Source organism: Limnoraphis robusta BA-68 BA1, assembly GCF_034932365.1.
In the GTDB taxonomy this organism is placed as follows: domain Bacteria; phylum Cyanobacteriota; class Cyanobacteriia; order Cyanobacteriales; family Microcoleaceae; genus Capilliphycus; species Capilliphycus robustus.
The window spans coordinates 92703-119005 of record NZ_JAYGHR010000061.1; the positions used below are offsets into that span (position 1 = coordinate 92703).

Annotated in this window: 14 protein-coding genes and 2 pseudogenes; 8 read left to right on the top strand and 8 right to left on the bottom strand. The window is 41.1% G+C overall.

What is annotated here, in order from left to right:
- The first annotated feature begins 1 nt into the window (after nt 1).
- The 5 genes from VB836_RS13795 (at nt 2) to VB836_RS13815 (ending at nt 4661) form a co-directional block, all read left to right on the top strand.
- Nucleotides 2-1459: a class I SAM-dependent DNA methyltransferase gene (locus VB836_RS13795; RefSeq protein ID WP_323219866.1), complete on the top strand. Its 1458-nt coding sequence runs from the start codon at nt 2-4 to the stop codon at nt 1457-1459.
- 15 nt (nt 1460-1474) lie between these two features.
- Nucleotides 1475-1915, top strand: coding sequence for a hypothetical protein (locus tag VB836_RS13800; RefSeq protein WP_323219868.1), 441 nt, complete (start codon nt 1475-1477; stop codon nt 1913-1915).
- Between the two features lie 42 nt (nt 1916-1957).
- Nucleotides 1958-3124: a type I restriction enzyme HsdR N-terminal domain-containing protein gene (locus tag VB836_RS13805; protein WP_323219869.1), complete on the top strand. Its 1167-nt coding sequence runs from the start codon at nt 1958-1960 to the stop codon at nt 3122-3124.
- Between the two features lie 146 nt (nt 3125-3270).
- Nucleotides 3271-4041 carry a restriction endonuclease subunit S gene (locus VB836_RS13810; protein WP_323219870.1) on the top strand — a complete coding sequence of 257 codons (771 nt, stop codon included), beginning with the start codon at nt 3271-3273 and terminating at the stop codon, nt 4039-4041.
- A gap of 110 nt (nt 4042-4151) precedes the next feature.
- Nucleotides 4152-4661, top strand: coding sequence for a hypothetical protein (locus VB836_RS13815; protein WP_323219871.1), 510 nt, complete (start codon nt 4152-4154; stop codon nt 4659-4661).
- Between the two features lie 451 nt (nt 4662-5112).
- Here VB836_RS13815 and VB836_RS13820 read toward each other — a convergent pair whose 3' ends face one another.
- Nucleotides 5113-6531, bottom strand: a complete 1419-nt coding sequence (locus tag VB836_RS13820) for an MAC/perforin domain-containing protein (protein WP_323219872.1) — start codon at nt 6529-6531, stop codon at nt 5113-5115.
- A 505-nt stretch (nt 6532-7036) separates the two neighbouring features.
- A complete protein-coding gene (locus VB836_RS13825; protein WP_323219873.1) occupies nt 7037-8008 on the bottom strand; it encodes a DUF6765 family protein in 972 nt (323 codons plus the stop codon).
- Between VB836_RS13825 and VB836_RS13830 the strand changes: the two genes are divergently transcribed.
- The 3 genes from VB836_RS13830 (at nt 7995) to VB836_RS13840 (ending at nt 10514) form a co-directional block, all read left to right on the top strand.
- On the top strand, nt 7995-8624 hold the full coding sequence (locus VB836_RS13830) for a C39 family peptidase (protein ID WP_323219874.1): 630 nt from the start codon (nt 7995-7997) through the stop codon (nt 8622-8624). The genes VB836_RS13825 and VB836_RS13830 overlap by 14 nt on opposite strands.
- Nucleotides 8625-8861: 237 nt before the next feature.
- Nucleotides 8862-9947: an amidohydrolase family protein gene (locus VB836_RS13835; RefSeq protein WP_323219875.1), complete on the top strand. Its 1086-nt coding sequence runs from the start codon at nt 8862-8864 to the stop codon at nt 9945-9947.
- A 45-nt stretch (nt 9948-9992) separates the two neighbouring features.
- A complete protein-coding gene (locus VB836_RS13840) occupies nt 9993-10514 on the top strand; it encodes an amidohydrolase family protein (protein WP_323219876.1) in 522 nt (173 codons plus the stop codon).
- 309 nt (nt 10515-10823) lie between these two features.
- Here the strand turns inward: VB836_RS13840 and VB836_RS13845 are convergent, their stop codons facing one another.
- The 6 genes and pseudogenes from VB836_RS13845 to VB836_RS13870 all read right to left on the bottom strand — a co-directional run bounded on the left by VB836_RS13845 (nt 10824) and on the right by VB836_RS13870 (nt 26184).
- Nucleotides 10824-12143 (bottom strand): MFS transporter, encoded by a 1320-nt coding sequence (locus VB836_RS13845; protein ID WP_323219877.1) that lies wholly within the window; start codon nt 12141-12143, stop codon nt 10824-10826.
- Between the two features lie 15 nt (nt 12144-12158).
- Nucleotides 12159-15533, bottom strand: a complete 3375-nt coding sequence (locus VB836_RS30355; RefSeq protein ID WP_456085763.1) for an amino acid adenylation domain-containing protein — start codon at nt 15531-15533, stop codon at nt 12159-12161.
- Between the two features lie 60 nt (nt 15534-15593).
- Nucleotides 15594-17093, bottom strand: a pseudogene (locus tag VB836_RS30360) (condensation domain-containing protein); the annotation flags it as partial.
- Nucleotides 17093-17497, bottom strand: a complete 405-nt coding sequence (locus tag VB836_RS30505; RefSeq protein WP_419776270.1) for a phosphopantetheine-binding protein — start codon at nt 17495-17497, stop codon at nt 17093-17095. The pseudogene VB836_RS30360 and the gene VB836_RS30505, both read right to left, overlap by 1 nt.
- A gap of 3 nt (nt 17498-17500) precedes the next feature.
- A pseudogene (locus tag VB836_RS13865) lies at nt 17501-22807 on the bottom strand (amino acid adenylation domain-containing protein); the annotation flags it as partial.
- On the bottom strand, nt 22807-26184 hold the full coding sequence (locus VB836_RS13870) for an amino acid adenylation domain-containing protein (RefSeq protein WP_323219878.1): 3378 nt from the start codon (nt 26182-26184) through the stop codon (nt 22807-22809). The pseudogene VB836_RS13865 and the gene VB836_RS13870, both read right to left, overlap by 1 nt.
- Between the last annotated feature and the right edge of the window lie 119 nt (nt 26185-26303).

A 26303-nucleotide genomic window follows, 5' to 3' on the forward strand; every position in this document is an offset into this window, starting at 1 on the left:
TATGAATACTGCAACCCACGACATTGTTGCCAAGCTCTGGAATCTCTGTAACGTCCTCAAGGACGGCGGGATATCCTTTCATCAATACATGATCGAGCTAACCTACCTACTGTTTCTGAAGATGGCTAAGGAAACGGGAACTGAAAGCCTGATTCCAGAGGGTTATCGCTGGGACGATTTAAAAACCAAGCCGGAATCTGAGCAGCTTGAATTTTATAAGCAGCTTCTGAACCACTTAGAGAAAGATGGTTCTGTTATAGTCAAAGCAATTTTTGCGGATGCTAAATCTTCTATCAATAGACCTAATACCCTTTCTACACTTGTTAGTGAAATAGACAAGCTTGATTGGTACAATGCGCGACGGGAAAGTATAGGAGATGTATATGAAGGACTCCTTGAAAAAAATGCCAATGAATCAAAAGCTGGTGCAGGTCAGTATTTTACGCCACGCCCGTTAATTGACAGTATGGTTCATGTCATGCGTCCCACCTTAGAAGATATCATTCAAGACCCTGCTGCTGGTACGGGTGGATTCCTGATTGCTGCTGATAGATATATTCGAGAACATAGCGATCCGAATAGTTGGACTAAAAAGCAAAAAGAAAAATATCGCGCCAATACTTTCTACGGAATGGAACTTGTGTCAGACACACACCGTTTAGCATTAATGAATTTGATGCTGCATGGATTGGATTTTAATCCGCAAGGAACAGGTATTCGTTATGGCGATACGCTTTCACCAGATGGAAAAGCCTTACCAACCGCAACTCTAATTCTTACAAATCCACCTTTTGGGAGCAAAAAAGGTGGGGGTTTACCTGAGCGAAAAGATTTTGAGTTCCCGACCAGCAACAAACAGTTTTGCTTCTTGCAACACATTTATCTAGGCTTAAAACCGGGTGGTCGTGCTGCGGCTGTATTTCCCGACAACGTGCTGTTTGAGAGTAATGTGGGACGACAGATCCGGGGTGACTTGATGGATAAATGCAATCTTCATACAATTCTGCGGTTGCCATCAGGTATTTTCTATGCTCAGGGTGTCAAAACTAATGTATTGTTTTTTACTCGCGGGAAGACAGAAAAAGGTAATACTAAAGAAGTTTGGGTGTATGACCTGCGTGCTAATACTCCCCAATTTGGTAAGCGAACATCCCTGATGCGTCAACATTTTGAGGAGTTTGAAACAGCCTTTGGTGATGATCCCTTGGGTAGTTCGGCTAGTTTGGCTAAACGTACTGATACGCTCGAGGAAGGACGCTTTAGAAAATTTTCCCGTGACTGGATCGCTGAACGAGGGGATAATCTAGATATCTCCTGGCTTAAGGATGAAAATGAAGATGATAACAGTGATTTACCCGAACCTGCTATCTTAGCCAAAGAAGCAATAGGTGAATTGGAAGCTGCCCTAGCGGAGTTGCAGGGAATTCTGCAAGAATTAGGTGAGGAAATTAACTTTTAGGTAGGTTTTCATATTATGCACAGCATCAAGTTAAAATCTCATATCGGTAGTGATGGTCTTTTGAAGGTTCATTTACCCGATGTACAGAATATGGATATTGAGGTGATCATTGTCTATCAAACTAGCCTACCTAAACCAATGGAAGCAACACCGCTTTCACAGTTTTACGGATGTATTCAGGACGACTCCTTTATTAGACATCCTCAAAACGAACAACCTGAACAGATTAATCCATCAAAGCCTATTAATTTACTAAGTTCTGATCTCAGTAATTGTATTCAAATGGGAAACCTGCATTTTATTAATAATTCTGAATATCTTTGCAAAGGAATTATAGAAATTTTGTATAAGCTTAGGAATGTCTTGTTTCATGGTGAAATCATTCCAGACAGTGACACCAATAAAGTTTATGAACCTGCCTATCAAATTTTGTATACACTCATTCAGGCTCTCTAACCATTTCTAAGATTTGTAGATAATCGTGATCAAGTCTAAACCATGAAACTAGCTGATATCCTTAAAGACTCAAATTATAAGCTGTCACAATTTAAGACGGCTGAAATTGAGCAATTGGAACAAAGTATTACTCTCAAGACAACGAAAAGCGGTGAGGTTCCCTACACAGTCTGCTTGGTGCGACAAAAGGCAATCAAGCTTACACCAGAGGAGGCAATTCGGCAGCTATATTTACGAGTTTTGACAGAACGCCTCCAGTACCCTCTCAGTCGCATTCAAGTCGAATATGGGGTGAATTTTGGGCGGGAGGTGAAACGGGCAGATATTGTGGTGATTGACAAAGATCGTCCTAATACAGTCTATATTCTTGTAGAAGTCAAAAAGCCTAATCTTAAGGATGGTAAAAATCAGCTTCGTTCCTACTGCAACGCTACAGGGGCACCAATCGCCGTCTGGACAAATGGGGATCAAATCTCTTATTATCAACGGAAAGATCCCAACTATTTTGAAGATATTCCTGATCTTCCCAAAGCCAATCAAACTTTAGCCGATATTCTTCAGATTAGGTTCACTCTGGAAGACTTGATTGCCAATGACAAATTAGTTAAAGAGAATAAATCTCTTAAAACCCTAATCGAAGAAATGGAAGATGAGGTACTAGCCAATGCCGGAGTTGATGTTTTTGAGGAATTATTTAAGCTGATTTTTACTAAACTCTATGATGAGTGGTACTCTGGACAAGGCAACCAGCGTTCTACCCGTTGTCTAGAATTTCGGAATACAGGACAAACGGAAGCAGCACTCAAGAAAAAAATTCAGGATCTTTTTGACAAAGCTAAGAAAAAATGGGAAGGGGTATTTAGTGAAGATACCAAAATTAGCCTCACTCCCTCTCACCTATCAGTTTGTGTGTCCTCATTAGAAAATGTGAAGCTGTTTAACTCCAACCTGGATGTAATCGATGAAGCCTTTGAGTATTTAATTAATCAAAGTAGTAAGGGCGAAAAAGGACAGTTTTTCACGCCTCGGTATGTAATTGATATGTGTGTGAAAATGCTCAATCCTCAAGAAGATGAGTACATGATTGACACAGCAGCAGGCTCATCTGGATTTCCAGTCCATACCATTTTTCATGTATGGCGGCAAATTTTGGATGATGAAGGATTAGAAGGAGAGGAATCAAAGCAACTCGTCCTGAGATTAAATTAGTAGAATTTGACGATATTTTAATTGCAAAACCTAACCGAGAGTTTCAGAACAGAATAGAACAAGTTATTCGACAAGCAGGGGTAGTTAGAGACAGCGCAAAGGTAATTTATCAACAAGCTGAGGATTTGCTGTTGTTGGAGCTTGGCTTGAATGACTGGCAACCCACGGAAGAAACCGTTGCGGTCAAGAGTTTTGCAGAGTCGTTTCTGTCCTCCGGTCGTCTTGATGCTGAGTATTATCAGCCAAAATATGATGACCTTGAGAAGCAAATTAAGACTTATAGTGGAGGATGGAAAGATATCAGAAATGTTTTAGCTCAAGATATTAAAAATGGAACAACACCGGAAGGCGTGATTCAAGAATTTTTGCCAGAAAAACCAAAATTTGTTAGAGCAGAAGCTTTTGACCAGGCTCTGAAGATTCACGAAGAAAGCCTATATTCAATTGAAGAGGAAACTTTTAGGAAGTATAAGTCTATTTCTGTTGCTAAAGATGATGTTCTTGTTTCAATGACAGGAACGATTGGAAAGGTAGCAGTTTATTCTAGAGAAGACAAAGCAATTATCAATCAAAATATTGTCAAACTAACTTGCGACAAGAATGCAATTTATCCATATATTTTAGCTCTTTATATTAAATCCGTTGGTCGATCTTTGCTGATTAGGCAACAGACAGGTAATGTGCAACCTTATGTTAATATCCCAAACTTCCAGAACCTAATTATTCCTTTGATTGTTAAACAAGTTCAAGATAGTATATTAAATTTTCTAAAAATATTTTTTGATCAACAATCCAAGTCCAAACAACTGCTAGAAATTGCGAAAACAGGAGTAGAACGGGCGATAGAGACGGATGAAGTGATAGCAACGAATTGGATCAACGAGCAGTTAGAAGCTTTGAATATCAACTTAACCTAGAGGAACGGCATCATAAACACAGCCAAAATCAGTACCGATGGCACTCATCAAATTGTGATAAATGATAAGGCTTTTCAACTGACCTCCCCATTGACAGTGGACGGGCTTCCGTGATTGTGTTGAGAACGATTGAACCTTTGCGGTTGAAGGGTGTTGTTGAAACTCAAACAAGGGGAACTGTTCGTCAAGATTATCCGAATGAAACGGTTTATCCGACTAATTTAGTTGTCGTCACGGTTAATGAAGCGGGGGAAAAACGCACCTACACTTTTGATTTGAAAATATCCCTTTCTCAAACATCCAATACTTCTAATCGGGTGGCTATTATTCCAACAAATTCTCAATCTCAAGCCCAGGAAATGCTGACTCTCGCTGATGGCAGACGAGCGAGTTGGCGAGATATTGAGTGGGGTTATGCGATCACTTTAACACAAGGATACACCACCTCCACAGACCCCGTTGTTGGGAAGATTCAAAAGTTTCTAGCTCTGGCGCGTCAGAATGTTCCCTTTTTGGAAGCCGCACAACGAGTTGGATTGCCGTTTGAAGTGATTGAAGCTCTTGCTCAAATCGGAATGCAAGCTGTTCCGACTCCGAATCCTAACAGATTGCCTTTTTGAAATTATCATCTTGAGCCAGGGTGTGGCAAGTCATTGAACAGGTGGTTTCCGAATAGTTAATCAACTTTACTTGCTCTAAGTAGGTGGGCGGAATTAAACGAACAATGCTAAACGCTGTAAGTCCCTTAATGTAAAGGATGCGCGGTTTTCGGGTTCAACGTCTATTTATGACCACCTACTTATTTCCTGCATTTCTAATATCACAAACTGGAAAAAAATCCCCTAAAAATAAAATTTAATAAACGGACAGAGAACCACTTAATTGCTTAAAACGGAAGTTCCGCTATATTAATGTCATTCACCTTGAAACCACCAATTTTAGGAACACGATATACCATGTCCATACAATTGGTGGTGTTTGTGTGTAAGCCCGGACTACGATACTATCTGAATACTTATTTCGTAGATACTACCTTCATCCTCATTTTTGAGGACTTGTGTTTGCAATAATTTATTCCACGATTTGGCTGTAAAAGAATTCAAATCGCTTTCTGTCATTTTCCGCATCTTGCTTATAAATTTTGCGTGTATTTACTGTATGCCATGCAGCAGACAAACACATCTCTTTTAGATTTCCAGCCAATTCTTCAGTCACCTCTTTAGAATTTTTCAGAGATTCAAAGTGTTGCTCAAATTGTTTGAAATCATTTTCAGCATCATTTTGATATCCGGCACGTGTGTTTGCGGCATACCATGAAGCGTTCCATGCTCCCCACTTGATATCGTCTAGTGCATTTTGGGTTAACTTAAGTTCAAGAGTGACTATCGCTTTACTCACGTTTCCGGAATGTTTTTTGAAGTCTAGTTCATTCGTTACAGCATCCCCTTTATATTTGTCCCCTGCACGAGTGTTTGCTGCATACCATGCAGCATTCCATGCCATCCACTTGATCTCTTCAGCCACTTGAATTGGTAACTTGTTTATGGGAGTGGGAGTAGAAAGGATTTCCTCGCATCTTTTCTTCAGTTCCTCGTTTAAAAAATCTGTAATCGGCTTAAGGTCTTCATACCCGACTATCTGCCACTTATCGAGTGTTAGTGAGCTTATCCATTGTGTGCCATTGTTAATTAGTGCTTCGTCTCCCCCTTTTAACGTCATTGAGTATTTGCAGGCGGTCTGAGAGCTACTTTGTGAAGTTTGATCTTGGTTTTCACTTTTGTAAGCACCGCTTGCGCTTGCAGTAAAGTTTAACTTATTCAACTCCGCTTTAACACCTACTCCAAATTCCTTAGCCTTAGCAGTTTTATCCACCTGCCCCGAAAAGGTTTCCTCGTTTTCGGCTATGATTTTACCGCCAATGATATAGGTGGTTGGAACAAAGTAGCCGTATTCTTGAAATACTTTCCTTAATTGGGCAATGTCTTTAGCTTCTTCAATGCTCTGTTTAAACTTCTCTGTTACCTGTATTGTCTGCTCTTTTAGAATCACTTTAGTCTTCTGTACGATCCGCTGTGCTACCATAAACAAGTGAGTTTCTTTGTTCTGCGAATGGGATTCTGAACGGGTTGCGTAACTACCACTTAAACCAAGCGTTGTAGCCAGCCAGGGAATAGGGATTCCAACAGAAGCACTGACACTCTTAGAGAGCATCTTATAAGCTTGTTTTTCCCATTCTGTGTAGTAAGCCTCATTTTGATCGCTGGTTTGAAAATCGTTCACCACATCCTCTTCTGATATGGCTTTACTTAATTTAACCCCTGGTCGATTAACAGGCTCCAGCCCTTGCGAAGTGAGCTTCAAAGCTTTAGGAAATTTCAAAGTATCAAGCAGTGGTTTTAAGTTATCCCACTTTTGTACGAAATAAACTCGCTTGTCGTCTGTTGTATAACTTCCTTGATCATTGATCAGAGTTTTTTTAGGTGTATCCACATAGCTTGGCTTTTCGTTTGGGTCAAGTTTTGCCTCAGATAACTTCGGGCTTTCTAGAGCAGTTTAGGCTGTTTCCTCGATAGACATGATATCCTCTTTTCACTATAGTCAAAATTTTGAAATCGGGCAAAATTTTATTTTTGCTTTTCGTCTTTACTCTTTAATGACGATTTACAGAAGCAATTTATGAATTGTTTTAACTAGAAATTTTTTTTACTTGATGCACTTTATAAAACAATCAAAGAAGCGGCAAAGGAGCAATTACATCCATCCTCTCCAAACTCTATTAAGTGCGATCGCTTCTCTTCTGGTCAAGTTTAACCAAAAAGCGATCGCACCAGAAGGCGATATACGCAGAAATGGGAAAGTATCGGCTGAGAGAACCCTATCTATATTAGTTCTGACTCTCTGGGTATAGATGAGGTCATAATTGAGCGAATTACCAGCGATGAGGTGATTGATGCGGCGGATAAGGGCTGTGCGATCACCTTATAAAATAGTGCTGTTAAGCCCAAATATTCAGGATCTCATTGGAGAGAGGTCCTAGCTGTCTAGACCAGCTATCTTCAAACAAATCATTGGGTCCTATCTTATAAGTTTTAATCCAATTTTTTACAAAATGGAATTGGTAGTCAGCCGCAATTTGGAAAAGATATAGATCGCTAGCAACGTTAATATAAAATGTACCGTAGCGACTTTTTCCCAAGGGATCAAGTGAGTGTGGTATATAGTCAATCTGACCACTCAATACGGTTTTTTCATCAGGTTCTTTTTGGGTATCGATTAGATCGATGGGAGCTTGAATGCCCACCTTATTCATTTCTGTTCTCCATTGATCAGCAGAGTAAACACGGGGACAATTCTTTGTATCTGCAATTTCAACTGGTGAAGAAATTGCCTTTTGTGCGGCCGCTAGTTTACTTTTTTCATTTTCAGGCTGAAACTTACTGCCATTTGCTTGAGAAAATAAGCTACATAACTCCAGAAACGCATAATTGTATTCTGTAGGATTATCACGCTCTAATGCTTGTGCGCTTTTTGAACTCCAGCAGGGTTTATAGCGATATTTAACGAAGCTGTAATCAGGAAAATGTCCTATCCATCCATGTCCTACATAACAGGCGGGTTGATTTGGAACTGCTTTCAAATTTTCGTGAGACGCAGCAGAAAGCTTGGCTTTTTTCCAGTTTTGACCAATATCTTGATACTCAATCTCTTGCCAAGTATAATTTGCGATCACGGAATTGTCAATGTCCCAGTAACTGTTTATTACATTATCAACAGCACACCAATCTTGGTGTGCCCAAGTATCTCCAATCACATGAGCTCTCACCCCTAATAAAAGCAATCCAAAACGTTTCAGAATAGATTCCTTATTTTGCTTGTTGCCTAATAAAGTTTCTCCGCCAGCAGATCTGACAAGAATTGCTTCCAAACGTTTTGAATCAGTGAGACAGCGAATTGTGTCTTGGATCATTGCTCGCGATAAAGCACTTTGTGGTCGATTGAGTAACTTCCCAATATCTGAATTAATTCTATTATCAAGGCTTGAAATCAAACCCAAGAAAATTTTACTTCCTGTTCCTTGGTTTCCTCAAACTGATAACTATCGAGACGCGGAAAGAACCTGTAATTCTTCTTCCTGTGCCATGTGTTTAGAATATTTCCGACCGGGAACTTTACCGGGAGAATGTGGAGATGATAAATACGTGGAAGTGGTTTTTCAATATGGAGATACCACCGATCATCAAGTTCAAACTCAAGCTTTATCACATTTTGGTTTAAATAGCACTTGGCACACCGATCTTGATTTTGAGGATGTTTATCGAGAACTAGAAGCAAACCGTCCCGTTGTAATTGGTATTTACCACCGGGGGACAACTGAACATCCTTGTGGGGGTCACATGATAGTTGTGCGGGGACGAACTGAAGATGGAGATTTCATTGTTAATGACCCTTATGGTTCTCTCAATGATCGTTATACGGGTGCGGTAGAAAATGGCAAAGGCGCAATTTACAGCAAAAATGAAATGACCTATCGCTGGACAGCAGATGGTCTGGGGACAGGTTGGGGCAGATTGTTTCAACCGTAAGGATTAATAGAATAATATCCGATAGAGCGATCGTATCGAGCTTTACTTAAGTTCCGAAAAGATTTTTCACAACTTAACTAGCAATATCGTCTTCTTTATAGAACTGAAGAAGATTGATTCCACAATGTTGTAAGAAAGGAAACAATTATCATGCAATTTACACATCCAAAAACTTATTAAGACTTCCATAACCATTTCGGTGGTGTCTTACCCCCACAAGAACTCATTAATATTTATTTGACTTATTTCAAGCAGACAACTTCTAGTTTAGATAAAGAGTGCCACGACTTAGGAGTATATGCTTATGGAGGTTTGGAGACTGAAAAGTTGTTTAAAACAAATACTGGTCTTGCTGTCCGTCTTGCATACCGTGTATTTGAAAAATACCAGTTTAAATATGATTGTCTTCATCGCAACCGCGAGCCAGAACGTGGTGCTCATGCCATGATGTTTGCCCTTGTATTTTTGATGATTATGGCTGTTTATGTAGATAAGAACAATGTGAATTGGGAGGCTGAAATACTCAAGCTTGTGCAGAATGAACATGAAGTGGTAGCTCAGGAATTTACAAAAAATCTTCTACGCCAATGCTATCTAGCAATTCTGGAGGGCTTACCTAAAGAAAATGTCAAGATAATCGAGTCTGCAAGTACAAGAGCTGTAAATAAAATGCTCAGAGCAACAAAAATGAGCCCCTTTGATGATGCTTATACAGCACGAAGTGCTTTTCTGAAAATGTTTGACTCTACTTATGAGTCTTTGTTTACTAACGCATCTGTTTCTTTTCTTGAAATCGAGAACATTGATTATTGCGAAATGTCTCAACCTAGCGATAAGATTCCTAATCATATCCTAAACAGTAAGACCAATTTGCGCTGGCTGGCTTTAGTTGCTTCACACCGTCGCTATTTAGCAGGTAAAGACAAGCCTGAAAATGCTTTTAATAAGGATTTAGATGATGCTATTCAGAAAATGCAGGAGTTTCCTTCTAAGATTGTAGGCATTGACCTGGCAGGCCCGGAAGGTTACACATATGACTACGAACTAACTAAACAGTTAGTACACACAGTTCTCGAACGATTGAAAGAGTATATCAATAAATCTGGCAATGAAAGAGTCAAGCGGGTTATTTTTCGTCCCCATGTTGGAGAAGGATCGTCTTTACTTGATGTTGGCACTACACTCATTGAAAAAAATCCACAAGAATTTGTGAAGAGGGTCTTGCGGACTATACTAAAATTAAAGTCCAATAACGTGCAAATTGACGGAACATATATACGACGTATATTAGAAGAAGTTGATGCACAATGTGTTGGCGTATAGACGGGAAAACAATCTGAGGAAGCTGCTAAACGAGCCGAAAATAACTTGAATGCTTTCATTAAAGCGATTGAAGCCAAGAAAAAACTTTGGTTGCAAGATAAAATTCTTATTCGTTTTGGTCATGCTACCCACACTACTCCAGAGCAAGCGGTACGGATGAGAGAACTTGGTATTTATGCCGATATTAATCTAGGTAGCAACTTGAGGACTGGGGCGATTGCATATCTAGAAGAGCAGATAGTTGGCACAAGCGATGAAGATTCCGATTCTAAAGAACAAGCCAGACATAAGTACATGGAGGGAATCAAGAAACAGAATAAACAATGGAATCTTAACCCCTCCGAGCTTATCCAAAAAGATCATGGTTTAGCTAATTTATTATTGGCAGAAGTGAAAGTTGTTTTGGGAACAGATGGGCAAGGGGTAGAGGTGACTTCGATTAAGGATGAATACGAGTTATTAGAGAATTATTTATACCTTCATCCTAAGTTAAGCTCTAATCCTACAAAATATTTTGACCAGATCGTAAACAACAGCCTAGAGCTACGAAACTTGATGCTTGCCTAATGAAATATGCCCTTTGATTAAGCACAGAGAGCGGAGATCCAAAAGAGCTTGTAAGGGCGTATGGCTACGCCCTATTTTATTTATAACGATTACCTGACATTAAGCAAAAGAAACACGGAAGTTCCGTCAAAAAGGGCAGAGGAAAGTTTGAAAGTCAAAAGAAAGCAGCGAATAAATTGAAAAAATAACTTGGATTTTTATTCAACTTTTATCAGATTCTGGTTTCAATCTGACTATTATTCAATCTTTAGCCTAAACTTCAGTAAGTTGGAAGAAACAATATTTGCTAATTAACGTTTTTAACCCGTACTAAACCGCATCAGGCAGTTCATCTTCCACACGGCGTAAGCGAGGATATCGGTAAGCGGCAACAGTTACAATTATGGCGATAATTTCCATCGTAATAAATAGCAGACCAATACCGCGACCCGGCCCCACACCAATGATTTGTCCGACGCTTTCGGCTAGTAAACCGTCAGCCGCCATGAGAGGTTCAAAAATTCGTTCAGCAAGAGGGCCAGCAACAAGATAAGCGACGGGAATACATGACCAACAAATCATTTGGATGGTGGCAAAAACTCGGCCTTGAATATCGGGATGAACTTTTCGCAGATAAATAGCATTGCACCAACCATTCACGAGCGGTAAGCTGAAGAATAAGATAAAGTTAGCAACTGCGAAAAGTGCAGCATCTGTGCGTAACCCGAATGCAAAAATGCACAGGTGAGCCAGGAGATCGAAAGCAAATATACCCCGAATTAAAGGTTTCGGCCCTCCCCAAATACTCATCGCTAGACTACCCAATAGCATCCCCGCACCGCCGATAGATTGAATAGTTCCCAAAACGGCAACGGAAGCAAAAGAAAGTACCAAGGGAGTCAGTAAAACTTCAACTAATCCGGTAACAAAGTTGTCCAGTGCGAATAGAATCAGCAGTATTAACAGTCCAGGGCGAGTATAAATATAAGTCCAGCCTTCAATTGCTTCGCGCCAGAGTGAAAGGTTCTTATCTGGGGACACAATAACGGTTTTAGCATGGGGAAAACGAACGAGTAACAGAGTGCTTACAGCAAAGAGGAAGGTGGCAAAATCAATTAAAATAATCCCTTGAAGCTGGATGATGCCGAGTAAGACTCCAGCCAGCAACGGTGAAATGAGTTGGGCGCACGCTTCTGCTGATTGCACCATTCCACTCGCACGGGGAAGAAATTCCTTCGGGACTAATGAAGAGGTCGAAGCGGTGTAAGCAGGTAGCTGAAATGCTTTGCAGATGGAACTAAAACCGACAGCAAGGTAGATGTGCCAGATTTGAAGATTTCCGGTAGCGAGTAATAAGGCGATCGCCACTGTTGTCATCCCCGCACCAAAGTCAGATACAATCATGCACTTGCGTCGGTTCCAACGGTCTACTATTGCACCCGCTACTGGAGAAATTAGGATGCTCGGTAACAAAGCAAATAGCAAAATCAGAGAGAATTGAGTGACTGAACCTGTACGTTGGTACACCCAGACTCCCAATGCAAAGCTTGTCAAACTCGATCCAATCAGGGATATTAGTTGTCCGAACCAGACTATAAGAAAAACCCGCATTTTACCTGTAAAGGATCGGAGATTCTTAAGAATACGCATAATAGCTAATTCGTACTATACAGAAGGTTGGTTTGACTCGATTGGCAACACATAGCCTTCACAATGTAAGTCGGCTGCCTGAAAACCTAACCGTTCTAAACCTTGATAGTGCTGCACGCAAGTTTCCAGATTTGGTAATCCTACAGTGGGCTTGATATTGTCAAAACGAGAAGAGAGGAGACTGGACATAACGCACCCCATAATGTTTAGGGGATTGGTAGGCTTAAACTCGTCTGACCATAAATCTTCATCTATGTTTTTCTTCATTAATTGTGATAGGTAGATGACTGTTTCTATCGGGTCAGGTGCGTGAAGTGCTCCACCTTCGGTAAAGAGAATATCTTTGTGTTTCTCAAAGCGCTTAATCGCCTGTTCAGGGGAAAAACAGTGGGGGCCAGAATCATCGACAATTAGAGTACCCGGTTTTAGCCGATCAATGTCGAGAATGTCTGGGACGTTGGTAGCCCCAATGATTAAGGTAGTGTCATAGATGGACGATGGCAGTTTAGATGAAGACGAAGAGATTGCTATTTGGACGGAACCTCGAAATCCTAAATCATCGCTCAGTCCGCGTTGAAGATTTTGGAGGGATTCCTGTTTACTATAAATATCGCACAAAATAATCGACTTAGGATGCGGCAAGCATTTTAACATCAGGCGCAGGCTATTAATTCCAATCGAACCTAAACCGATGAAAGCGACTTTTTCTTGCTCTAAAGAACGCTGACTAACCTCTAAAATTTTCTTAATGGTTAGAACAACAGTAGAGCAGGTTGTAGCGTGTCCTGTCGTGATTTTCGGTAAGTTGTTACGCCCCTCAATAGCTTGGGTAATGGCACGACCATAATCAGTAGCTGAGGGAATTAAACCCGTTAAGGAAACGGTTTTAGCACCGAGTCGTCCTGCCATTTCCAACGCTTCAACAACTAACTGCACGAGTTTGTTTTGGTCGCTGTATAGTTCATCCTCAAATATCGGAATAGTTAAGCCCGCTATTCGACCCCATTTAGTCTCCATAACAGCATCCCACATCGGCAGGTTATCAAACCAATCTTGAAGGATTTGATGGCGACTCAAGCTGGTTTCTTTGATTAAGGAAAGGGGAAGATAACCTAAAGCGGCTGAATCAACGGGTGCTAGTTTTCCGACAGCAAACAGAGAGAGTAAAGAACGCTGTTCTAGTTGGAAAAATGAAGATTTATCTGGAGTTGGTGCTTGAAATTTTATCGCTGATTTATCAACTGTTGCTATTGGTACTTCTGCCTTAAAAGACGGTATTTGGCTGGGTAATTGCTCAATTGCTACGGCTAACTCAGCTATAGTGGGATGCTCAAACAGAAGCTTGACTGAAACCTTAAGGTTCATCTCTGCTGAAAGCTTAGATACCAATGAAGTAGCTTGGAGTGAATGTCCTCCCAGTTCAAAGAAATTATCATTAATGCCGATTGTTTTTAATCCCAAAATTTCTGCCCAGATAGCAGCTAGCTTGGCTTCAGCGGGGGTACGAGGGGCAACGAATTTATCTTCTTGTTTGCTGTGGAAATTATCTGGTGTGGGTAAGGCACGACGGTCAACCTTACCATTAGGTGTCAGTGGTAGTGCTTTCATCAGCACAAATGCGCTTGGTATCATGTAATCAGGTAGCTTTTGTTTCAGGTAGTGGCGCAGGTTGCGAGTCACTGTGCGCTGTAAAGTTTTCCACAAGTCTTGAGTGTTCAACTGATAATCTACGCTTCGGTCAATTTCAGCCTGCTCGCTGGGTGTAAGATGAAAGCGAATCCCAGCTTGTGGTGGACGTGACCAAACTACTGACCCAGAAAGCCAGCGAAGTTCGTTCTCTCCAGGTAGTTGCAGATGGACACGGACACTCTTACCTGGCTCGGTAGCTGGCATCTCCACCAAACCAACGCCCCCTGTGGAGATATCCTGTGTGTGGATTGTGATGATGTTACCGTTTAGTTCTAGTTGGCATTCACTGCGATAGGGGACACGTTCTGGAATCAGGTTAGAAACTAGATAAGCTACTATGCGCTTGTTTCCAGGTGCATCTTCTCGGTCAATGACTGTCACTGAGCGCACGTTCGGATGTCTTGCCAGTACAGCCTCAATTTCTCCTAATTCAATGCGAAAGCCACGAATCTTAACTTGATTGTCAATGCGGGATATATATTCTATGTTACCGTCTGGCAGGTAACGAGCTAAGTCTCCAGTTTTGTAGAGGCGAGAACTCGGTTGATTGCTAAAGGGATTAGGGATAAATTTTTCTTTAGTTAAATCGGGACGGTTGAGATAGCCTTTAGCTAGCCCATCACCACCGATGTATACTTCTCCAGGAACACTGATAGGAACAGGTTGCAACTGAGTATCTAACAAATAAACCTCAGTATTGGCAATAGGACGACCGATCGGAATAGTTGTAGCTTCTTCTAAAACATCCTCTACCAAGTACCAGGTAGTAAATGTTGTATTTTCCGTCGGCCCATAAACGTGAAGCAATCGCTGAGGAGAACCCTTCTTGAGTACCTCTTTGACCCATTTAGGCTCGACAGCTTCTCCTCCAAATAGAAGATACTGCACTGATTCAAAAACTGAGGGGACTTCCCTGGCAAGTAAATTGAATAAGGCAGTGGTTAAGAATAATACGGTGATGCCTTGTGAGTGAATTTGATCGGCAAAATTATGAGGAGAAAGCGCTACATCTTTAGTAATGACAGCGAGTGAGGCTCCATTAAGTAAGGCTCCCCAAATCTCGAAGGTGGCGGCATCGAATGAGAAATTTGAGGCAAAAGCAACGACATCTGAAGATTGGAAGTAAATGTAGTTTGTATTCAATACCAAACGGTTTACTGCTTGGTGAGGAACAATAACTCCTTTCGGCTGACCTGTTGATCCAGAGGTGTAAATAACATAAGCTAAGTTTTCTGGTGTCACGCAAGTGATGAGAGGTAGTTCACTTTCCTTAGAGATTTCTTCCCAATCAGAATCTAAGCAAATTACCTGCACTTGACAATGTGGTAACGATGATATCAGTTTTTTCTCAGTTAATAGAACTGGTAGCTGCGAATCATCAAGCATATAAGCGATGCGCTCAGACGGATAGTTTGGATCGAGTGGGACATAAGCACCACCAGCTTTGAGAATGCCTAAGATTCCTACGATCATTTCAAAGGAACGTTCGACACAGATACCTACGAGTGTTTCTGATTTTACCCCCAGTTTTTGTAAATAGCTTGCTAATTGGTTAGCCTTGATGTTTAGTTCTCGGTAGGTTAGCTGTTCATCTTTAAAAATTACTGCTATGGCATCTGGTGTTTGTTCTACCCGTGCTTCAAATAATTGATGTATACAGAGATTATTCGGATAGTCTTGTTGCGTTTGATTCCACTCCACTAATAATTTGTGTTCCTCAATTGCTGTCAAAATGGGTAAATCTGATAGCCTTTGTTGTGGATTCGCTACAATACCCGCCAACAACGTTTGCCAATGTTCTATCATTCGGGTAATAGTTGTGGCATTAAAAAGGTCTGTACTATATTCAAATTCCCCTACTAATCCCTGTTCAGTTTTGTACAACGACAAGCTTAAATCTCACTTAGCTGTTTGATTAACTCCAGGCTCAGATGTGTTAATTGTTAAATCTTTGAGGATAATATTAGAGGCGGGTTCATGTTCTAAAGTGAAGACGACTTGAAACAAGGGTGAGTAGCTTAAATTCCGTTCTGGATGTAATGCTTCTACCAGCTTGTCAAATGGTAAATCTTGATGCTCATACGCTTCTAAAACAACTTTTTTTACTTGTTGTAATAAATCTAGAAAAGTAGGATTATTTGACAAATCTGTGCGGAGTACCAAATTATTAACAAAAAATCCAATCATTCCCTGAGTTTGAAGGTTTTGGCGGTTTGCAGATGGAGAACCAACAACAATATCAGGTTGATTGGTGTAGCGATAGAGCAATACTTTAAATGCAGTAAGGAGTAAGATAAAGAGTGTAACTCCCTGCTGCTGACTCAAATTTACGAGGGCTTCACTAATGTCTGGTTCAATCGTAAAAAATTGAGTTTCTCCGCGAAAGGATTGTACGGCAGGTCGGGGACGATCTATTGATAATTCCAACACGGCTGGCATTCCTGTTAGTTTTTGCTTCCAGTAAGCGAGTTGAGACTCTAAAACTTCTCCCTGCATCCACTGCTTCTGCCATACAGCAAAATCTACATACTGAAGATTGATTTCAGGTAAATGGGGTTTACCTTGTTCAACCAAAGCTGAGTAAATAGTCGTAAGTTCCTGAATAAAAATATTGACAGACCAACCATCAAAGATAATGTGGTGAATTGTTAGCAGTAAAATATTTTCTGTCGGGGTAAGCTGAACTAATTCTGCCCTTATTAAAGAATCTTCAGCCAGATTAAATACATGGCTAATCGCAAGAGAAGCTAATTTCTGACACTCTAAATCTCGTTGACTAGCTGACAAAGAACGCAAATCAACGACTGGTAAAGTAAAATCTCTAGTCGCATTTATGACTTGACCAGGTTTTCCATCAACGGTAATAAAGTTGGTGCGTAAGATTTCATGACGGGCGATCAATAATTGCAAGCTTGACTCTAAAGCAGCAATATCAATTTGACCGCTAAAATGCAAGTTCAGAGGAATATTATAGAAGGGGATGTTAGGCTGTAGTTCGTAGAGAAACCAAAGTCTCTCTTGAGCGAAGGAAAGAGGGAATGTATTGTTTTTTTTTCTGGATATCGGAGTGATCGCAGTGATTTTAGCTTGAAGATTAGCTTGTTGCAAAAATGAGATAATCTCTGCTTTGCGATCGCTAATTTCTGACTTGAGAGCCGGGGTAAGAATCCCTTCAGGAGCTTTGCAACGGAGGCGTTCCCCTTCCAAAAACAGATTAATATCTAACTTGCGTAAATGATTAATAAACTGAATGGTATTCATTAAAATTCTACCTCCTCTAGATTATTGGTGTTAGTTTCAATATTTTGGGTTGCCCAAGAAATTGCTTCAATGTAGCTTGAAAAACCTGCTACACTTGGAGCCTCAAACAACTTAGACAAGGGCAGATTTAACCCCAAATGGGAACTTAGTTTTGAGAGCAATTGAGTTGCCAGTAAGGAATGCCCACCCAATTCAAAAAAGTTGTCATGGATGCTGAGTTTCTCGACTCCCAAAACTTCAGCCCAGATAGATGCAACTAATTCTTCTGTTGGAGTTCGAGGAGCTATAAACTCTGCTTTTTCAATTAAACTTTTGAGGTCTGGTGCTGGTAATAATTTGCGGTCTACTTTGCCATTGGGGGTCAGTGGCAAGGACTCCAAAATTACAAAAGCACTAGGCACCATATAGTCTGGTAGTCGCTCTTTCAGAAAATGCCGCAGGTCACCAACGGTGGGCGCAGCTTCCTGAAAAGGGACAGCGTAAGCGACCAGACTTTTTTGGCTGGGAATATCTTCTCGAAGTACGACTGCAACAGAGAGTAAGTTCGGATGTTGACTCAATGCTGCTTCAATTTCACCAAGTTCAATCCGAAAACCACGAACCTTCACTTGGTCATCTATCCGACCGAGGTATTCAATATTACCATCGGGCAGATAGCGAACCTGGTCTCCAGTTTTATAAAGGCGTTCGGTGGGAGAGTCATTAAAGGGGTTGCGAATGAATCGCTCATTAGTTAAATCAGGACGGTTTAGATAGCCTCGTGCCAAACCAACGCCGCCGATGTATAACTCACCCGGAACACCAATGGGTACGGGCTGTCCATTGCGATCTAAGATGTAGGTACAGACATTCCCAAGAGGACGACCGATGGGCAACTCTCTCAATGTAGCGTCGGCTGCCGATACTTCGTATATCGTCGCTCCTACAGTTGTCTCTGTTGGGCCGTAATTATTCAATAGACGTACTTGTTGTCCTACACATTCAAACCAGGTTTTCAGTCGTTCTGGCAGTGCTTTTTCTCCCCCAAGAATGACCAAACGTAAAGAAGGGGGTAATGCAAGAGTTTTTGGGCTCAAGAAAGCAGTCAATTCATGCCAGTAGGCTGTGGGCAAAGCCATTACACTTATTTCCCTGTTCTGGCACTTCTGCAAAAATCCCTCAAAAGAATCCAGCATTGTATCGGTACGCAATACTAACGTTGCACCCGATGTCAAGCTGGTATAAATTTCTTCGGCACTAACATCAAAACTAATTGAGGAGAATTGCAGAATGCGATCTGACTTCTCTATTTGATATTCAGCGATCGCAACCGTCGTATAATTAACTAGCGATTTGTGTTCAATTAAAACACCTTTAGGTTTTCCAGTAGATCCTGACGTATAGATAACATAAGCTAAATTTTCTGGCTGTACTTCGCTTGAAGGATTTTCTTGACTGTGTAAAGAGATTTCTTCCCAATCAGAATATAAGCAGATAACACGAGCCGAATTAGCAGGAAGTTTCTCGACCAGCTTTTGTTGAGTTAGCAGCACTCGTACTGAGGAGTCTTCTAGCATGAAAGCCAAACGTTCTTTTGGATATGTCGGGTCGAGTGGAACGTAAGCACCACCTGCTTTGAGAATTCCTAATATTCCTACTATCATCTCAAGGGAACGTTTGACACAAATTCCTACTAAAACTTCAGGTTTTACCCCTAAAGTTTGCAAATAATGTGCTAACTGATTGGCTTTTACATTCAATTCTCGATAAGTCAGTTTTTTCTCTTCAAAAACCACCGCCACAGCATCAGGAGTTAATTCCACTTGTTTTTCAAACAATTGATGGATGCACTGATCTTGAGGATAATTTTTCTGAGTATGATTCCACTCTATTAATAACTGATGCTGTTGGGTTGCGGTCAGCAAAGGTAACTCTGAAATAGGCAGTTTGGGATTAGCAACAATTTCTGATAGTAATGTTTGTAGATACCCCGTCATCCGAGCGATAGTTGACCCATCAAACAAGTCAGTGTTGTATTCCCATTCCCCGATAAAACCATCATTAGTATTTTGAAACGATAGATCCAAATCAAACTTAGCGTAGTTAGTTTCTACTATCAATTTTCTCACTTCTAATGCAGGTAAAGAGAAGTTAGATATCGACTTATTTTCAACCCCAAACATGACCTGAAATACAGGGGAATGACTTAAAGAACGCTCTGGTTGCAATGCTTCTACTAATTCCTCAAAAGGCAGATCTTGATGAGCGTATGCTCCCAATGTCACTTCCCTGACTTGACGTACTAACTCTTCAAAACTGGGATTTAACGATAAATTAGTAGCTCTCAGAGCTACAGTATTGACGAAAAATCCGATTAGCTGTTCTGTTTCTTGATAATGACGATTAGCGACAGGCGTACCTACTACAATATCATCCTGACCCGATAAGCGATAAAGCAACGTTTGAAATGCTGTTAAAAGCAACATAAATGGGGTAACACCCATGCGTTTGCAAAGTGAAATAATAGCTTCACTTAGTTCAACAGGAAGTTGAAAAGATTGGTGTGCGCCTCGGTAACTTTGAATCGCTGGTCTTGTGTTCCGGTCGGTGGGTAATTCTAATAAAGCGGGAATTCCTTTGAATTGTTCCTGCCAATAGTTAAGTTGTGTTTGAAATACTTCACCAGTTAACCAGTTGCGTTGCCAAACAGCAAAGTCGGCATATTGTATAGATAATTCTGGCAAGACTGGAGTTTGATTATTACATAATGCTGTATAAATTGTGCTTAGTTCGCGTTCGAGTACCTAAATTGACCAGCCATCAGCAATAATATGGTGGAAGACTAATACAAAGATATAATCTTGCTTACCTAATTTCAGCAAAGAACTTCTTAGTAGAGGTTCTTGTTGGAGGTTAAAAGGTTGATTTGCCAACTGAGTAATTAATCTTTTCGCTTCAATTTATCTCGCTTCTTCAGATAAACTTTCTAAGTCTATAATCTGCAATTTCAGCTTGAGATTAGCCTGAATAATTTGAACGGGTTTGCCATTTTGAGTAGTAAAGTTAGTCCGTAAAGCTTCGTGACGAAGAATAATCTCATTGATACTATTCTCTAAAGCACTGATATTGAGTTGACCGTTCAACCGTAAAATGTTCGGGATGTTGTAGAATCCACTTTCGGGTTGTAATTGGTCAAGGAACCACAATCTAGCTTGGGCAAAGGATAATGGGATTTCGGTTGTGCGTTGAACTGGGAATATAGGCGGTCTTTGTACAGGTTTTTCGTTACTTAGTAAAATTTGAATTTGTTCTGCTAGTGAAGCAATAGTAGGGGATTCAAATAGATGGCGTAACGGGACTTCCACAGCTAAATTTGTGCCAATTCTAGAAATAATTTGAGTCGCTAATAAGGAATGTCCTCCGAAGCTAAAGAAATTATCATTAATTCCTATTTGTTTAATTCCTAGTACCTCTGCCCAAATGTTCGCTAATATTTCTTCTAAGGGAGTGCGCGGTGCAACAAAAGTTAATTCGAGTTCGGGTCGAATTTCTGGGGCGGGTAAAGCACGACGGTCTACTTTACCATTTGGAGTTAAGGGGAGGTGTTCCAGTGTGACAAAAGCACTGGGTATCATGTAATCGGGGAGTTGCTGTTTGAGGAAATGGCGCAGGTCAGCAACGGTGGGTGATACTTCTGTTTGGGGAACGAGATAAGCTACTAATTGTTGGGTATCTGTGGTATTTTCAATGGCAATAACTACAGTTTCTCGTATAGCTGGGTGTTGGATTAATTTTGCTTCAATTTCGCCGAGTTCGATGGGAAAGCCGCGAATTTTTACTTGATTGTCAATGCGTCCGAGAAATTCAATGTTACCATCTGGTAAATAACGAGCCAAATCACCAGTTTTGTATAGGCGCGAATCCAGTTGGTTGCAAAAAAGATTGGGAATAAATTTCTCTTGTGTCAAATCGGAACGGTTGAGGTAGCCTCGTGCTAGCCCCACACCACCAATGTGTAGTTCTCCCGGAACCCCAATGGGAACAGCTTGGAGGTAGCGATCTAAAATATATGTCTGCACATTACAAATTGGACGACCGATCGGCAACTGGTTTAATATCGTGTTATCTGCTGATAACTCACATATTGTGGCTCCTATAGTAGCTTCTGTCGGGCCGTAATTATTGACCAGACGTACTCGTTGTCCTACATACTCAAGCCAAGTTTTCCATCGTTCGTTCAAGGCTTTTTCCCCACCAATAACTACTAGGCGTAATGATGGAGGAAAAACAAATTTTTCTTGACTTAAAAAAGCTGTTAGTTCATGCCAGTAAGCTGTTGGTAATACTAAGACGGTTAATTCCCAATCAATACACTTTTGCAGGAATTGCTCAATTGAATCTAACATGGAATCGGTACGCAATACAAGCGTTGCACCTGATGTCAAGCTGGTATAGATTTCTTCGGCACTAACATCAAAACTAATTGAGGAGAATTGGAGAATACGGTCGCGACAGCGATGCGTAACATTATTGCACCTGTCTATCTCATATTCAATAGTGACAGCATTGACATAATTCACCAAAGATTGATGTTGGATCGTTACTCCCTTTGGTTTTCCAGTTGAGCCAGAGGTATAAATTACATAAGCTAAGTTTTCTGAGTGTACGCCACAGGCAATATTTTCTTCACTATATTGAGCGATCGCTTCCCATTGTGTATCCAAGCAAACTAACTGTGCTTTATGTTGGGGTAGTCTATCAACTAACCTTTGTTGAGTCAGTAGGACTGGTACAGCTGAATCCTCTAGCATGAAAGCCAATCGTTCGCTAGGGTACGCGGGGTCTAGCGGAACATAAGCACCACCTGCTTTGAGGATACCCAACAGACCAATTATCATTTCCAGCGATCGCTCTACGCAAATCCCGACCAAAACTTCTGGCCCTACTCCGAGTGATTCGCTACGCGACAGCTTCGCTGAACGCAGATAATGAGCGAGTTGGTTAGCTTTTGCATTCAATTCTCGATAAGTTAGTTGTTGGTTTTCAAATACCACTGCCACAGCATCAGGAGTTAATTCGACTTGTTCCTCAAACAACTGATGGATGCACTTATTCTGCGGATACTCAGCCCAAGTATTATTCCAATCTACTAATAGCTGCTGCTTCTCTTTTAGAGTCAGCAGTGGCAATTCACCAACGTGCCCATTCGGATGAGCAACCATTCCTGACAACAAAGTTTGGAAATGCCCCAAAATCCGGCTGACAGTATCATTATCAAATTGGTTAGCATCGTAACTAATTTGAATAGACAACTCATCACCAGGCACAACTCCTACAGTTAAAGGATAATTTGTTCTTTCAAAAGCTCCAATATTCTTAATTTCTATACCCCCTTGAGATTCTAATAAAGAAGAATCTATTGGATAATTTTAAAACACAACAATGCTACTAAACAAAGGCAAGTTCCTCGTCACATCACTTTGACCTTGAATTTCTACTAGCGGACTGTAAGAATACTGCTCTCGCTCAACTTGAGAAACCTGCAATTGTTTTAGCCAAGACAATAATTCAGTTTCAGCAGATATCTGCACTCGTACAGGCAAAGTATTAATAAATAGCCCTACCATCGACTCCACTCCCGACAAAGCTGGGGGTCGTCCCGATACAGTCGCTCCAAATACCACATCTGATTCTCCACTATAGCGACTGAGCAACAAAGCCCAAGCTCCCTGCATTAAAATATGGACACTGATACTGCTGAAGTATCATAAATTTTATTTTCTCCGATTTCGGCTGGATAATCTACAGGTAGAGGTGTAATCTGAGAGTTTAATTGTGTTAGCCAGTAGTCTAGTTCTGCTACTGCTGTTTGAGTTTGTGCATATTCAGTGAGTCGGATTCCCCAATCTTGGAAAGAAGTGGTTTTTGCTGGTAATTGAATGGTTTTATCCTGACTTAGTTGTTGGTATGCTACACTCAAATCTTCTAACAAAATCCGCCAGGATATACCATCTACTGCTAAGTGATGAATGATAATTAGTAACCGATTAGCTTGTTGATTGCCTAGATGAAATAAAGCAACTCTGATAATTGGACTGTCTGACAGGTTTAGGCTGGCTTGTAGTTGGTTAGCAGTGGCTTCAATAGCGGTAATTTGTTCGCTTTGTCCAATTTTAGATAAATCAATTATGCTAAAAATTTCGCTTTCTTCAGCAGGAGCGTTAATAAGTTGCCAAGTGTCACCGTTGAGGATTAAGCGTAGGCGTAAAGCATCGTGATGTAGCAGCAGTTGTTGAAAAACTTGCCGCAATATTTCTGGTTTTACGTCCGGCGATATTTCAAATAGAAATGATTGGTTGAAATGGTGCGGTTCGGGTAAGTTTTGTGAGGTAAACCAGTGCAGAATGGGGGTTAAGGGTACAATACCCGTGACTAACCCTTGTTCGGTTTTAATTTCTTTAGTGGTAGTGACAATTTGCGCTAATCCGGCAATGGTTTGGTGTTGAAATAAGTCTTTGACGGTGAGGTGGAGATTAGCTTGATGACAGCGTGCAACTATTTGTATGCTAATAATGGAGTCGCCACCTAATTCAAAGAAGTTGTCGTGAATGCCCACTTCTTGTAATTGGAGAACTTCTGCCCAAATGCTGGCGAGGATTTTTTGGGTGGCTGTTTGCGGAGGGACTTTAGTTGTGGCTCGTTGTTGATGTGCTGAATAGGGTTTGGGTAACGCTTTAGTATCTATTTTGCCATTAGGAGTGAGTGGCAGAGTTTCCAGCATGATAAAAGTGGCTGGAATCATGTAGTCGGGGAGTATCTGTTTGAGGAAGTTGCGGAGGTCGCTGCTTGTTGGTGCTGCTTGTGGTTTGGGGACGATATAAGCTGCTAATTGTTTGTTTCCTATGTTGTTTTCGGTGGCGATGACGACTGTTTGTTTAACTGATTGGTGTTGCGAGATAGCCGTTTCAATTTCGCCTAATTCGATGCGGAATCCTCTGATTTTTACTTGGTTGTCAATGCGACCGATATATTCGATGTTGCCGTCACTTAGATAACGGGCTAAGTCTCCAGTTTTGTAAAGGCGTTCACCCGGTTCATTGCTAAAGGGGTTGAGGATGAATTTTTGTTGGGTTAAATCAAGTTGATTGAGATATCCTCTTGCTAGCCCCACACCAGCAATATGCAATTCTCCAGGAACACCGATGGGAACGGGTTGCAGATAGCGATCGAGAATATAAACTTGAGTATTATCAATCGGACGACCAATATGAGGCAACGTATTATCAGTGCGATCGCAGACAACCAATCCAGAAGTCGTGACCACCGTGTTCTCAGTAGGCCCGTAGTTATTGACTATCTTGAAGGGAATTGAAGCTGATGGATACTGATGAAGCTTATCTCCACCTGTCAGCATAATTCGTAAAGCTCCGTCACAGGGCCATTGCAGAGACAACAGCTTTTCTGCGATTGGGGTAGGGACAAAAGTAATGGTTATTTCTTGGGTCAACAGCCAGTCACGCAATTCTCCTGGAGAGAGAAGAATCTCTGGCTTAACTAAATAAATACTTGCTCCCGATGCTAAGTAAGGCCATATTTCCCACACAGAAGCATCGAATGCGGTTCCAGCTAGCTGAGTAGCTCGATCTGATAATGTTACCTCAAAGGCGTGTTGATGCCAGAAAACTAGATTTAACACCCCTGAATGGGGAATCAAAACTCCTTTAGGTTTTCCAGTTGAGCCAGAAGTGTAAATGATGTAAGCCAAGTTTTCTAGTGTCACGCCACTTTGAGGAGCAACTTTACTTCCTTTTGAGATTTCCTCCCAATCAGAATCTAAGCAAATTACTACTTGCGCTTGATGCTTTGGTAACGAGGTAACCAGTTTTTGTTGAGTTAATAGAACTGGTAGCTGCGAATCATCAAGCATATAAGCGATGCGTTCAGATGGATAGGCAGTGTCTATAGGGACGTAAGCACCACCTGCTTTGAGAATGCCTAATAGTCCTATAATCATTTCCAAGGAACGCTCTATGCAAATCCCTACTAAAACTTCAGGTTTGACTCCTAAAGTTTGCAAGTAATGAGCTAACTGATTGGCTTTAGTATTTAATTCTCGATAAGTTAGTTGTTGGTTTTTAAACACCACCGCTACTGCATTTGGTGTAAGTTCAACCTGTTCTTCAAATAACTGATGGATACACTTATCCTGGGGATATTCTTTTGTAGTATTATTCCACTCGACTAATAGCTGGTGGCACTCCGTTTCTGTCAGCAGTGGCAATTCTGAAATCGGCTGAATAGGATTGGCGGCGATCGCTTTGGTTTCTGATTGAGGTGGGGGTTCTATTGCGATCTGGGGTGCGGTTGCGATCGCTGTGGGTGAAGATTTTTCAACTGCCAATTCCTTAATTTTGAAGGCGGTATCACGATTAACTGGGGAGAGAACCAAAAGCCAAGTGTCTTTGAGTTTATGAAGTTCGTGTTGTTTGGCTAACCCCGCTTCTTTAGCTTTTTCGTAGGTGGCAACTGCATGATCCTTTGTGAACAAGAAAAGCCTCATCGAATCGGCATGGGCATCAAAAAATATCATCGGATGAGCGTGTAGCAGTTCGGAATTAGCCCTCGAAGTCGTCGCTGTCGGTTCGGCTTCCGGCACGTCTATTTTTGCTGATTTTTTGTCGTTAATCAACCGATTCAAAGCATCTTCATCACTCACACCAAACACATACAGACTGCCATCCGAGAAAGACTCGAAGTTATTACAGATACCCCGTTTTCTCGCTTCATTGCCAAACAAATCAGCCTCATTTTGACTCTGAAAACGAAGCGTTGAATGATACTCTTGAAACTTATTTGAGGGAAGATTGTCAATCTCACTCTCTCCATCAGTAGTCGCAGTAAATAGGGTTTCAAGTTTCTCTTTAAGGCTTTGCATGACTTCGCCATCATCGCCAAATTCTTGCACGACATCTTCAAGAACTTTTAGGGCAGATGCCGCATTATTCTCATTTTTTCTCAGTTTGTCTTGCTCGGATTGCAATGCGTTAATCTTCTGGTGGAGCGAGGCAATCTCCACATCATATTGTTGAATTCGGTGAGTAAATAGTGTCATTGGTTATCCTCTCCAATTCGTTTATTAAATGTGTCGGATTTGGGAAGTGTTGCGACCCCCCTCATTGATTTTCTTGGAACTTAACCCATTTTATATCAATATTGATCATTTCGTCAATT

Bases quoted from the DNA above. Each gene is read 5' to 3' on its own strand.
- VB836_RS13805 (WP_323219869.1), top strand. From the start codon at position 1,958: ATGAAACTAGCTGATATCCTTAAAGACTCAAATTATAAGCTGTCACAA.
- VB836_RS13870 (WP_323219878.1), bottom strand. From the start codon at position 26,184: ATGACACTATTTACTCACCGAATTCAACAATATGATGTGGAGATTGCC.
- VB836_RS13825 (WP_323219873.1), bottom strand. From the start codon at position 8,008: ATGATCCAAGACACAATTCGCTGTCTCACTGATTCAAAACGTTTGGAA.
- VB836_RS13795 (WP_323219866.1), top strand. From the start codon at position 2: ATGAATACTGCAACCCACGACATTGTTGCCAAGCTCTGGAATCTCTGT.
- VB836_RS13800 (WP_323219868.1), top strand. From the start codon at position 1,475: ATGCACAGCATCAAGTTAAAATCTCATATCGGTAGTGATGGTCTTTTG.
- VB836_RS13845 (WP_323219877.1), bottom strand. From the start codon at position 12,143: ATGCGTATTCTTAAGAATCTCCGATCCTTTACAGGTAAAATGCGGGTT.
- VB836_RS30505 (WP_419776270.1), bottom strand. From the start codon at position 17,497: ATGGTGCCTAGTGCTTTTGTAATTTTGGAGTCCTTGCCACTGACCCCC.